Here is a 12,730-nt window from a genome sequence, read left to right on the forward strand (position 1 = left end):
TCAACTTTGAGAGCTTTTTTACGTCAATAACAAACCAGTGCGACTTCATTTACCGTTTCAAATATTAAACCTGTCACGTACATCTCAAAATCCACTAGATAATTACAACAAATTCATCACATTATGTAATAGAGTTAATAACGTGAATATAGAACGTAAGGATGCTGTTTGAATACAGGAGAAAGGGATGCTTGAGAAGAATTCATGTTTTAGTATTGATGAATGGCTATTCGTTCCAAATGAAGGGCAAATCCTCTTCGCCGAAAGAACGGTCACCATAGATAAGCGGTTAACTAAGCTACTTGAATTTTTGTGCCTCAATCCTGGACAAACTCATACCCGAGACGAACTCATCAATAACGTCTGGAACGGTATGATTCTCAGCGACCAAGTGGTCACACAAGCGGTGTTTGAGTTACGTAAGGTTCTGAAGCAAAACTCTCAACAGCACAACAACTACATCATTACTGTCCCAAAGCGTGGCTATAAGTTTGAAGCGGATGTGATACAAAGCAAAATCGAGACAGACCAAGTTTCTGAACCGGAACCATCAATAGCCCTAGCCTCTACTCCAGATCCGTCACCACCAGCGGATAAACTAGCCCAAACTAATACCAGTAAACAGGCTAAACCCAATAAAAGAAACCTGATAATTGGTTTATTGCTTGGCGCTATCGTTGTTATGGAGTCAGGCTATATCCTCTATTCAGCAACAAGCAACACGGCAGATAAAAAGGCCGTTCCTGTAACGCAACTCAGACATTATGAATTTCGTTATGTCATGTTGGATATCAGCGATGATGTCAAACACGACCCTGTTTTATACGGCACCATCACAAAGTTCATTGAGTACCTGAGCACTTACAGTGGAATACGTATAGTCCACAGTGAGCCATTACAAAAGATTGCTGCGATCAAACTCACCTTTGGTATTAGCCCAAGCCGAGACGGCAAGCGCACTCGCCTCACCATGAGTTATCACAATAACATCTCTGACATATCGCACCTCAACCGTCGCTACCCGACAGAGTTGCCAGAGCTGCACCACACACTCTATCGCATGGTCGATGACATACTAGATGCCCTTTATATCAAGGTGCCGAAAGAAGAACTCACCGAAAGTATTTCCCAACTGCCAATAACGCCCGACGCATTAAAATACACACTCAGCGGCCTCGGTGTGCTGTACAACGAAGCAGAATTACCAATGGTGATGGATTACTTCGCAAAAGCCCAAAAGGCTGACCCTAGTAATGATCTTGTCTTTATCGCCAACTACATAGGCAAAGTGATGAACACCTTCTACGCATCTTCAGGCAGCAAAAAACAAGCTATTGCGCAATTAAACCAAGAAGCTAAGCCAAGGCTAGAGCGCTTACTTGCGGAAGGGAAACTGGCGCGAGCCTATGACGCAAACGCAATCATCGCTCTTTCTGAGGATGACCCAGAAAAAGCGATGAAGATTTTGTTATCAATGCCACCGCGAAACCAATCGATATTGACCTACCTACTGCTCGCCAAAGCGGAGGAGTCTCGAGGTAATGCTGGTGCTGCAAAAGAGCTGTACATCAAAGCAACGCAAGGCAACTCTTCCCTCAAAGCTATACAGATGGCCTCACCACTGTTTTTCGACAGTAACCTAGAGCCTCTGCTTAAGGAGTTAGAGTAATGGCCTTTATAGGACCTCGCTATTTTGTAAGGCTTGCTCTTCTGCTAGGTTATTGTCTAAGTTAGAAGTCCTTTGCGCCTTGTTAAGCTGTCTATCCAATAAGATATGGCAAATTTCGAGCGTCAATCCAAACGCCAAAGCAACGTACAAATAGCTTTTGTCCACATGTAACCCATACCCTTCTACAACCAGTAAGCCACCCAATAGAATCAGGAATAAAAGAGCAAGTAGCTTCAGGCCAGGATAAGCGGTAATGGTTATTTGAATCTTTTCAGCAACGGCCAGCATAATGATCGCGGAAATCACAATCGCGGCAATGATGATCTCTACGTTGTGAACCAAAGCCACAGCAGTGATGACCGAATCAAATGAGAACACTACGTCAATAGCAATAATCTGCAACACAATCATAGTGACACTGGTTTCGAGGGCGTTCTTCTCTTTTTTCCCTTTTACCAGCAACCAATTCAATAGCTCTTTAAAACTCTTCAGTAAAAGAAATCCACCGCCAACAATCAAGATAAGATCTTTACCAGAAAGATCGCGCTCAAAAACACTAACAAAGGGTTCGGTTAGCGACATCAACCAAGTAACAGAGAACACCAAACCAATCCGCGTAACAACCGCTAAGCCAATACCAAGATTACGAATACGGCTTCTTAGCCTCACGGGTAACTTCTCAACCAAGATCGAGATGAAGATAATGTTGTCGACCCCCAGAATCACTTCCAATAGTAAAAGCATGCTAAATGACGCGAGATAATCAACGTACATAGGCACCTCTTACTTTGATGGCATTCAACCTAGCCGCTAAGAAAAGTGGCTCAACCATCAGCCACAGTAGGATCAATTGAGTAATAAATAGAGTCAGCATGGCTATGATGGCTCCACGTTATTACGTGTACAAACATTGTTACGCGCTCCAAAGTAGCCTTGCTTTTTTAGCTTTATAAAGCAAAACACCGTCAGTTTTATGGTAATCAGTATCATCGGTAATCGTACCAAGTTGTGAATGGCCGACCATTCTACGAGTTAGCAAAATGGCTTCATCACCAAAGCGTCACCGATAGATAAAATGGATATAACAGAAATATAAAGGAATACATATAAATAACTTAACCTTAAATATGAGTCGGTAATTGATGATTACATTGATTGAACAAGGCTGAACTAGAAAGGAAAATAAAACCGTAATGGTTTGATGATGCATTGAAAGTGATCGGCCACAATAATGCAGCCTCAACTATTTAGAGGTTACTATGCTTAGCTACATCGACACCATTTTTGCGACATTAAAACAGTACGACTTGTTACTCGCTTTACTATTTATTCTTATCTATTGGGTTCTCAAACACTCTACAGAAAAAGCCATTCGGGCACTCGCGGAAACAAAAACCGTCGACGCCACACGCACCGCTTTTATCAACCGCTGCTTTAGTATCATTTACTTCGGTTTCTTATTCGCAACCTATTTGATTGTCAGTGGCATCGGTTACGGTAACTTTTCGATTTTTATCTCTTCGGTGTTCACCGTCATAGGCGTAGGTTTTATTGCTCAGTGGTCAATTTTAAGCAACATCACCGCCAGTTTTCTTATCTTCTTTGTGTTTCCCTACCGTATTGGTGACTCAATCATCGTAGCGGATGGAGACGGCATTGAAGGCAAGATATTAGACATAAAGATGTTTCATACCCTGATTCGACACCCAGAAGGAAACATCATTACTTACCCAAACTCTCTACTACTGCAGAAAAGCGTGACTAAGGTGACTAGTAAGAATTTGAAATATGCGACATCGACGCACAAGAGAGCGATAAAAGACAAAGGGATGGATATAGAGAGTGTGATTGAAGATAAAGTGTGAAGTGCAAGCGAGAAGGCAGGAGATGAAAGGCAGTTGAAACGCGGTTATCCCTAACAGAAAAGAGAATAACCGCGCATTTCTATAAGAACTAAGCGTTAACGCCCGTTGCTTTGAAGTCAGGGTTCACAGCGGTTAGCTTCTTAACCACGTAATTTAGAAGCACACCGTACATCGGAACAAATAGACCTAAGCTGATGATAAGTTTGAATCCGTAATCAACTAACGCAATTTCAGTCCAGTGTTCAGCCATGAATGGATCTGGGCTTTGGTAGAAAGCAATCGCAAAGAAAGCGATGGTATCAATGGCATTACCGAATAGCGTTGAACATGTTGGGGCTACCCACCACTGTTTCAGCTGACGCAGACGGTTGAAAACATGCACATCTAAGATCTGACCAAGCAGATAAGCCATGAAGCTTGCGGCAGCGATACGTGCAACAAACAAGTTGAACTCACCTAACTGGCTAAAGCCTTGGAATGAACCTTCAAAGAACACCACAGACAATAAATAAGAAACGGCCAATGCAGGCAACATCACTAAGAAAATGATTTTACGGGCAAGCTGCGCGCCAAAAATACGAACTGTCAGGTCGGTCGCTAGGAAGATAAACGGGAAAGTGAAAGCACCCCAAGTGGTGTGCATACCGAAGACGGTAAAAGGGAGCTGAACCAGATAGTTGCTTGACGCAATAATGACCAAATGGAACAAAACTAATAGTGCTAAGGCTTTGCGCTGTTGCGCAGGGGTAAAGTTACTCATGCTGTACCTTTTTAGTTTGGTTTGGGGGTGAGGGAACCCAAATCGAGTCATTTCTTCGAATAAACTAAGAAAGCTCTTACCAATAATGTGAATTAAAAATGTATCTACAAATTGCTCTATTGAGCGGCGGGCGATTATACATTAATCAATATTAGCTGCAACGATGAGAACAGACGCAAACGTTTATTCTCACTTTTTTGGTGAATGACGTCAGAAGCTATGTTTTAGACACCATGCTAAAAGTTAGAAGCCGCGCTTGAAAAGCGTCGCTAGATAATCAAACTCTTCTCGGCTTTCTTCTGCGTTTAACGACTCAAACCAGATTGATTCGCTGTAATGTTCAGACTTTAAAAACATCCGACAATCTTCAAAATCAATCAACCACGAATGCATATCGGCGTCCCACTGCTTTTCAACAATAGAAGCTGATAGTAACGCCACCAGCTTTTCACCTAACACTTCGTAAGAATCAAAATCAAAACTTGGAGACGTAATCAATAAACGCCCTTCTTCAGCCAAATACTCTCTTAAGCCAAACTCTGTTGGTGTTGTCATGTCCCTATCAACCTTATTCTTTTTTATGAGCTATAACTAAACGCTTCTGAAAACGAGCTACTAGCAATCAGCCAATTAGCCGTGTGTGGTGATGTGTTCTTGAATCAAATCCAAGAATGGGTCTGCGTACTTATCGAGTTTACGCTGACCAACACCATTGACTGCCAGCATCTCGCCATAAGATGTGGGTAGGATTTCGGCCATATCAATCAGAGTCGCATCACTGAATACCACATAAGGTGGCAAACCATCTTCATCAGCGATCGACTTACGCAGCTTACGTAGTTTAGCAAACAGCTTCTTATCGTAGTTCTTGCTACTTAGCTTATCGGACTTAGCATTACGAACTGCGGTATCTAAACGAGGCACAGCCAGCTCCAAAGATATCTCACCGCGCAGTAACGGACGTGCTTCTTCGGTTAGCTGTAATGTTGAATTACGAGTGATGTTTTGGAACAACAAGCCTTTATGAATCAACTGACGGAAGATACTGATCCAATAATCATGACTATGATCACGTCCAATACCGTAAGTAGAAAGCTTGTCGTGACCATTATCGCGCACACGGATGTTCTGCATACCACGCATCACTTCAACCACATAGCCCATACCAAACGACTGATTCACACGGTACACACAAGACAATGCCTTCTGCGCCTCTTGGGTCGCATCAAAATGCTTAGGTGGATCTAGGCAGATATCGCAGTTACCACATTGCTTCTCGCGATACTCACCAAAGTAGTTGAGCAGTACCTGACGACGACAGGTTTGCGCTTCGGCAAAGGCACTCATCGCGTTCAGTTTATGCATCTCAACTTGTTTTTGCGGGCCTTCTTCTTTCTCATCCAGCATACGACGTAGCCAACCCATATCAGCGGGGTCAAACAGCATCATCGCTTCAGCAGGCAAGCCATCACGACCCGCACGGCCAGTCTCTTGATAATAAGATTCGATATTTCGTGGAATATCAAAGTGCACCACAAAGCGTACATTGGGTTTATTGATGCCCATACCAAACGCCACTGTCGCCACCACGATCTGAATATCATCACGCTGGAAAGCTTCTTGAACATAAGCCCGTTCGTCGGTGTCCATTCCTGCATGATAACCCGCAGCACGAATACCGTTATTGCACAGCTTCTCGGTCACCATTTCCACTTTCTTACGGCTACCACAATAGATGATGCCGCAATTGCCTTTCTGTGTTTCTAAGTAGCGAACCACCTGAGACACGGGCTTGTGCTTCTCAACTAAGTTGTAGCGAATATTAGGGCGATCAAAGCTGCCTAAGTAAGTATGCGGATCGACAAACTGCAAACGAGAGATAATATCTTTACGAGTCGCATCGTCGGCAGTCGCCGTCAGCGCCATATAAGGCACATTCGGGAAATATTGTTTAAGCTGGCCTAACGAGGCATATTCCGGACGGAAATCGTGTCCCCACTGAGAGATACAGTGCGCCTCATCCACCGCAATCATAGAAAGCGGCAAGCCTTGTAAGCGCTCGATGAAGTCACGCATCAACACACGCTCTGGTGAAGCATAAACCATCTTCAATTGGCCTGAGTTCATACGGTTGAACACGCTCAACAGTTGATCGCGAGGCATCGATGAATTTATACACTCAGCCGCCACACCATTGGCTTTCAGTTGGTCAACTTGGTCTTTCATCAGTGAAATAAGTGGTGAGATAACCAAAGTCAGCCCATCACGCACTAAAGCCGGGATCTGGTAACACAGAGATTTACCACCACCGGTTGGCATAATCACCAAGCTATCTTTGCCTTCAACGGCTAGATCTATGACTTCTTGCTGACCATCACGAAAGCTTTGATAACCAAAGACATCTTGTAAGATATCTTGCGCATCATTCGCGGGAGTTGGTGTTTGCTCAGCAATCAGAGTGGCGGTCATTGTGGTTCCTAATCAAGGTATAAAGTCAGCGTGCAGCATTGGCAAGCAAGGCGCACATTGTAGAGGGGAACGCTGGCGAATTAAACCGCAAATTGTTAGGTGAAAAGGGTTAACGCTCCTATACTGACCAACTCTCTTATAAATCTTATTAATAAGCACTCTGTGCTAGAGAAAGTTACATGACACAAGACGAACAACAACGTACGCGACAGGGAATTTTGCTTGCCGTTGCCGCTTACACCATGTGGGGAATCGCTCCCATATATTTCAAATCTTTAAGTGAAGTATCCCCATTTGAGATTCTTAGCCACCGTGTAGTATGGTCTTTTTTCCTACTCGCTTTTCTACTGCACATGAGTCGTGGCTGGCGTAAGGTTCGAGACACCCTCACCTCCAAGCCAAAAATGCTTTATTTAGTCGCCACTTCGATTTTAGTGGGCGCCAACTGGCTTATTTTCATTTGGGCGGTGAATTCCAATCACATGCTCGATGCCAGCTTAGGCTATTACATCAACCCGCTGATTAACGTCTTGCTCGGGATGTTCTTCCTTGGCGAACGCTTACGCAAGCTTCAATGGTTTGCCGTTAGTCTTGCTGCGATTGGCGTGATAATTCAATTGATCGCGTTTGGCTCTGTGCCGATCGTTGCCATTGCCCTAGCCTTCAGCTTTGGTTTCTATGGCTTGTTACGTAAAAAGGTTAGCTTGGAAGCTCAAACCGGCTTATTCATTGAGACGTTGGTGATGCTGCCTATCGCCGCAACCTACTTGTTGTTTATCGCAGACAGCGCAACCTCAGATTTCTCGATGAACCCGATGCAGCTCAATCTATTACTGGTTGCAGCAGGTGTGATCACCACGGTTCCATTGCTTTGTTTTACTGGCGCAGCAACCCGCTTGAAGCTATCTACACTCGGCTTTTTCCAGTACATCGGCCCAAGCTTGATGTTCTTGCTCGCGGTTCTTATCTACGGCGAAGCGTTTACCAGCGACAAAGCGATTACCTTTGCCTTTATTTGGGGCGCATTGGTGATATTTAGCTTTGACGGTCTGCGTAACAACAAAAAGAACAAACGAGCGAAACAGTAGCACTGATCGTTTTTTACAAGACAATTTCTAGATACGAATATAAGCTTGGTTGAATTGATGATAATTTAACCAAGCTTTTTTATGCCATGGATAAAGTCCACTACTACTCAACACCCAGCCAAGATATCAGCCTGATCCAAGCTCAATACCAAGAGTTTGCCTTTCAGCGCCACTATCATTTGGACTTCCACATCGGTTTAATCACTCAAGGTCAGCAAAAGTTTGTCTATAAAGGGACGAGCTACCACGCTGGCGCAGGACAAGTGGTGATGATGCCACCTGATGAATTGCATGATGGTCACTCAAAGCTAGAATCTGGTTATCAAGTCAGTGTCTTTGCTGTCTCCCCACAATGGCTGGGCGATCTTGCCGATCACGGCAAAAATGGTCACGCTTTAAGCTTTTCTGAGTTGATCCTCTCCGATCAGGCAACTTTTTTACAATTGCGTAACCTGCACGGGCTACTTATCAATCCAGACATCAGTCAACTCGCTCAGGATTGCCTGCCATTCGAAGGTTTTTCGACGATTGTTGATCGTTACGCGCAATTTGGATCGAAAACAGATGTGCAGCTTGGTACCCAGTCTATGTACACGCTCAAAGACTATTTGATGGCAAACCTTGATCAACCCGTACGACTCGAACAATTATCTGAGCTCTGCGATCTCACCACCACTCAATTTCAACGCCACTTTAAGAACAAGATGGGCATTACGCCTTATGCTTGGTTGAGTCGTTTACGAATGGAGCAAGGTATGCGACTGATTAAGTCAGGCGTTGGCGGAACAGAGGTAGCTCATCAAGTTGGGTTTTACGATCAAGCCCATTTCTCGAAGGCATTTAAGACCGCATTTGGCGTTTCTCCCTCGAAAATTAACTAGATGTTGATAATTTACAATTGGCTGATTTGAAATCGCGGTAAGCTGCGCTCAACAACACAATCAAACAGAACAACCGAGTTACTGGAAAAGATATGAATGAAGTCACCATCTTAGTCACCCTTGCCTCTATCCACTTTATCGCCTTGATGAGCCCAGGCCCTGACTTTGCGCTCGTCGTACAAAATGCAACACGTCACGGACGCCAGACCGGCTTGTACATTGCTCTCGGTTTATCTTGCGGGATCTTGTTGCACTCACTGCTCAGCTTGACGGGCATCAGTTACCTCGTCCACCAGCAACCGACTCTATTTGCGATCATGCAGTTGGCAGGCGGCAGCTACTTGTTGTACCTCGGTTTTGGTGCATTAAAAGCCACGTGGCAGATCATCCAACATCATGACGATGACTCAGAGGTCGTTAACTCAAAGGATCTGATTCTCACCAACAAACGTGATGCATTTTCTAAAGGGTTTATGACCAATATTCTCAACCCTAAGGCTTTGGTGTTCTTTGTTAGTTTAATGTCGAGCTTAGTCCCTGCTGATATGTCGCTGTCAGGTAAAGGCTTTGCGCTGATCATTCTATTTGGCCTGTCACTGTTCTGGTTCTCACTGTTGGCGTGGATGCTCTCAACCAAAGCACTGCAGAAAAAACTGCATGAAGCGACCGTGTACATCGATGCTTTGTGTGGCGCGGTATTCACCATTATCGGCTTAAGTATTCTTTGGCAGTCGCTGTCTGGTTTAATCGCTTAAATTCGAATCAAGATTACAATTCGTTAACAACGCACTGGCTATCTTATCTTTCCACTGCCAATCTAGCTCTGCATATTAAAAGGAGAAGATCATGCAGTGGAAAACAAAACTAACAACCCTCGCCACTTCTACCCTACTTTTTGCCTCTCACGTCAGTTGGGCAAATCAAGCTGCCGATTCCGTCGCACCCGAACAAAGTAGTGGTTTAGAAACCAAACAACTCGCTAAAGCCAATGACTGGATGGTCACCGCAGCCAACCCGTTAGCAACACAGGCTGGTGCTGATGTGCTTGCTCGTGGTGGTAACGCAATTGATGCCATGGTTGCCGTGCAGCTTATGCTTGGCTTAGTTGAGCCTCAGTCATCAGGTATTGGTGGTGGTGCGTTCCTTGTTTATTTTGATGGCAAGGACAAGCAACTCAAAACCTACGATGGTCGTGAAACTGCACCACTTGATGCCACACCACGTCTATTCCAGGACGAAAACGGCCAACCGCTTAAGTTTTATGATGCCGTTGTTGGCGGTCGCTCAGTTGCGACACCAGGTACGGTGCAATTACTGTGGGATACTCACCAGAAATACGGCAAGTTAGAGTGGGCATCACTGATCAAGCCAATTGCTCAACTAGCCGAAGAAGGTTTTACCATCAGCCCACGTTTAGCCACCTTGATCGAAAATGACCAAGAACGTCTAAGCCGCTTTGCCTCTACCAAAGCCTACTTCTTCAATGCCGATGGCAGCCCGAAAACCGCTGGTACGCTACTTAAGAACCCAGAATACGCGGCAACGTTAAACGCTATCTCAAAGGACGGCGCTAAAGCTTTCTATCAAGGCGATATTTCTGCTGACATTATCAACACAGTGCAAACTGCCAAAGGTAACCCTGGCGTATTGACGCAGAAAGACTTCGACGCTTATTCAATTAAGCAACGTGAGCCAGTTTGTTCTGCTTATGAGAGCTATCAAGTATGTGGAATGGGGCCACCAAGTTCAGGTGCATTGACGGTTGGACAAATTCTCGCGATGACCGAGCAGTTTGATCTTAAATCATGGGGGCCAAACGACGCAAAATCTTGGCAAGTGTTAGCAGACGCTTCTCGCCTAGCCTTTGCTGACCGTGGCATGTACATGGCAGACCAAGATTACGTGCCAATGCCAACCCAAGGGTTAGTCAATACTGACTACTTGCAGGAACGTGCTCAGTTAATTACCGCAGGTAAGGCATTAGAAAGCGCACCATCGGGCACCCCACCGTGGGATCACGCTATGCTGCGCAGCCAAGATGTTTCAATTGAACTGCCGTCCACCAGCCACTTCAATATTGTCGATAGCGACGGCAATGTCGTCTCTATGACCACCACCATTGAGAACGCATTCGGCTCACGCTTAATGGTGAGAGGATTCCTACTCAACAACGAGCTAACCGACTTCTCATTCAAGACCCACAACAATGGCAAACCTATCGCCAACCGACTTGAACCGGGCAAGCGTCCACGTTCTTCGATGGCACCGACCATCATCATGCAAGACGATAAGCCTTACATGGCGATTGGTTCTCCGGGCGGCAGCCGTATCATAGGTTATGTAGCACAAGCAATCATTGCGCATACCCAATGGGACATGGATATCCAGCAAGCGATCAACCAACCGCACTTCCTAAACCGCTTCGGTACTTTAGATTTGGAAAAGGGAACATCGGCGGAAAACTTTAAACCTGAGCTCGAAAAGATGGGATTTGAAGTCAACATTCGCGATCTTAACTCGGGTTTACACACCATTCGTATCACAAAAGACGGCCTAGAAGGCGCTGCAGACCCTCGTCGTGAAGGTGCCGCTATCGGGCAATAAGGGAAAATAGTCCCTTTTTACTCACTGTCTTGTGCGAGATCTCTCACAAGACAGTGAGTAAATATCGATATTTAACTGCGAAATTAGGCACCAAGATATCGTAAGTAATTGAAAATAAACAACACGTACATTTACCATTCAAATAATTATATAGAAACTCGCTTATGCACCATTGCTGATAAGTAAGGAATCGGTAATATAAATGGTGTCGGAAGGATGCTGACACGGAACAGGAAACGCCAAGGATTTGGTTATCTTCAGGATGAAGATTCGATTACTCAGGATGAATAATCGGCATGGATAGCGAAATGGACATTGAATGGACGCAATAGTAACTAGGATGGTTGCTACTAAGGAAAGACAATGGACACCTCTGGACGAGGAAAGGACTGAACATCAGGATGATGTAAAGGACACCGCTCAAGGAACAAGTGACGCGCGCTAACGAGGATTGTTGGCAGATCAGGATAAGATCAAGGACACCGCTAGGAAGGCGACGAAAGGAATACGCTGAAGGATAACAGCACACTATCATGGATTTGATGCATGGAGCACACTTAGTAGCCGGATTGCTGCGAGTAAGACTATAGACCCCGATGAGCGCAAGCTCTCGGGGTTTTTCTTTATCTGCCGTTTCATTTATTCCCCTCTCAAGCAAACAAACCAAAGACCTTTGATTACAATTCTGACATTTAAAGCATTCACTTCTTAACCACTTCAGAGTAACGTAAGTCGAACTAGGCTCAACTAGTTTCATAACCATAATTAAACTAAGGACAATCCATGTCACACGTTACCTTCAAAGGCGCTGCTGTACCTCTAACGGGCACATTCCCACAAACAGGTGAAAAGTCACCAGGTTTTGCACTGACTGCAGGCGATCTTTCTGAACTGACTCTTGCTTCTCTTGAAGGCAAGAAAGTAGTTCTAAACATCTTCCCAAGCATCGACACAGCAACTTGTGCGACGAGCGTACGTACGTTCAACGCAAAAGCCGCAGAGCTGGAGAACACGGTTGTTGTTTGTATTTCTGCTGACCTACCGTTTGCTGCTGGTCGCTTCTGCGAACTAGAAGGCATTGAAGGCGTTCAACACGCTTCAACGTTCCGTTCTCCTGCGTTCGCATCAGACTACGGCGTAGCGATCGCTGAAGGCCCACTATCTGGCCTAACAACACGTGCAGTTGTCGTTGTTGATGAAAAAGGTGTAGTAACGCACAGCGAGTTGGTTGCAGAGATCACTGAAGAACCAAACTACGAAGCGGCACTTGCAGCACTGTAAGTCTCACTTTGAGGCAGAGATGTCTTCAGCTTGTATTAACCTAAATTAGGTCAGTACAGAGCAATAAAAAAGAGCAGCCATTGGCTGCTCTTTGTTTTTTTAATCATGAATAG

At 44.9% G+C, this 12,730-nt stretch carries 11 protein-coding genes; 7 read left to right on the forward strand and 4 right to left on the reverse strand.

Annotation, left to right across the window (positions count from 1 at the left end; genetic code table 11):
• The first annotated feature begins 187 nt into the window (after positions 1 to 187).
• Positions 188 to 1,669 (forward strand): winged helix-turn-helix domain-containing protein, encoded by a 1,482-nt coding sequence (locus IHV80_RS15890; protein WP_192889608.1) that lies wholly within the window; start codon positions 188 to 190, stop codon positions 1,667 to 1,669.
• Positions 1,670 to 1,675: 6 nt separating this feature from the next.
• Here IHV80_RS15890 and IHV80_RS15895 read toward each other — a convergent pair whose 3' ends face one another.
• A complete protein-coding gene (locus IHV80_RS15895) occupies positions 1,676 to 2,443 on the reverse strand; it encodes a TerC family protein (RefSeq protein WP_192889609.1) in 768 nt (255 codons plus the stop codon).
• 485 nt (positions 2,444 to 2,928) lie between these two features.
• On the opposite strand from IHV80_RS15895, the gene IHV80_RS15900 reads away from it, so the two are divergent.
• Positions 2,929 to 3,534, forward strand: a complete 606-nt coding sequence (locus IHV80_RS15900; RefSeq protein ID WP_192889610.1) for a mechanosensitive ion channel domain-containing protein — start codon at positions 2,929 to 2,931, stop codon at positions 3,532 to 3,534.
• Positions 3,535 to 3,622: 88 nt separating this feature from the next.
• Here the strand turns inward: IHV80_RS15900 and IHV80_RS15905 are convergent, their stop codons facing one another.
• The 3 genes from IHV80_RS15905 to recQ all read right to left on the reverse strand — a co-directional run bounded on the left by IHV80_RS15905 (position 3,623) and on the right by recQ (position 6,763).
• The gene (locus IHV80_RS15905; RefSeq protein ID WP_102560944.1) at positions 3,623 to 4,294 is read right to left on the reverse strand and encodes a 7-cyano-7-deazaguanine/7-aminomethyl-7-deazaguanine transporter; all 672 of its coding nucleotides are present in this window, start codon (positions 4,292 to 4,294) and stop codon (positions 3,623 to 3,625) included.
• A 243-nt stretch (positions 4,295 to 4,537) separates the two neighbouring features.
• Positions 4,538 to 4,849 carry a DUF3630 family protein gene (locus IHV80_RS15910; RefSeq protein WP_102448200.1) on the reverse strand — a complete coding sequence of 104 codons (312 nt, stop codon included), beginning with the start codon at positions 4,847 to 4,849 and terminating at the stop codon, positions 4,538 to 4,540.
• A 75-nt stretch (positions 4,850 to 4,924) separates the two neighbouring features.
• Entirely contained in the window at positions 4,925 to 6,763 is a 1,839-nt protein-coding gene (recQ, locus tag IHV80_RS15915) for an ATP-dependent DNA helicase RecQ (protein ID WP_192889611.1), read from the reverse strand.
• 179 nt (positions 6,764 to 6,942) lie between these two features.
• Here recQ and rarD point away from each other — a divergent pair, with 179 nt between their 5' ends.
• The 5 genes from rarD to tpx all read left to right on the forward strand — a co-directional run bounded on the left by rarD (position 6,943) and on the right by tpx (position 12,617).
• Positions 6,943 to 7,851: an EamA family transporter RarD gene (gene rarD, locus IHV80_RS15920; RefSeq protein ID WP_192889612.1), complete on the forward strand. Its 909-nt coding sequence runs from the start codon at positions 6,943 to 6,945 to the stop codon at positions 7,849 to 7,851.
• Positions 7,852 to 7,937: 86 nt separating this feature from the next.
• Entirely contained in the window at positions 7,938 to 8,732 is a 795-nt protein-coding gene (locus IHV80_RS15925; RefSeq protein WP_192889613.1) for a helix-turn-helix transcriptional regulator, read from the forward strand.
• Positions 8,733 to 8,824: 92 nt separating this feature from the next.
• Positions 8,825 to 9,487: a LysE family translocator gene (locus IHV80_RS15930; protein WP_017107389.1), complete on the forward strand. Its 663-nt coding sequence runs from the start codon at positions 8,825 to 8,827 to the stop codon at positions 9,485 to 9,487.
• 91 nt (positions 9,488 to 9,578) lie between these two features.
• Positions 9,579 to 11,336 carry a gamma-glutamyltransferase gene (gene ggt / locus IHV80_RS15935; protein WP_192889614.1) on the forward strand — a complete coding sequence of 586 codons (1,758 nt, stop codon included), beginning with the start codon at positions 9,579 to 9,581 and terminating at the stop codon, positions 11,334 to 11,336.
• A gap of 783 nt (positions 11,337 to 12,119) precedes the next feature.
• A complete protein-coding gene (gene tpx / locus IHV80_RS15940; RefSeq protein ID WP_192889615.1) occupies positions 12,120 to 12,617 on the forward strand; it encodes a thiol peroxidase in 498 nt (165 codons plus the stop codon).
• Positions 12,618 to 12,730 lie beyond the last annotated feature (113 nt).

The organism is Vibrio bathopelagicus (assembly GCF_014879975.1).
GTDB classification, from domain to species: domain Bacteria; phylum Pseudomonadota; class Gammaproteobacteria; order Enterobacterales; family Vibrionaceae; genus Vibrio; species Vibrio bathopelagicus.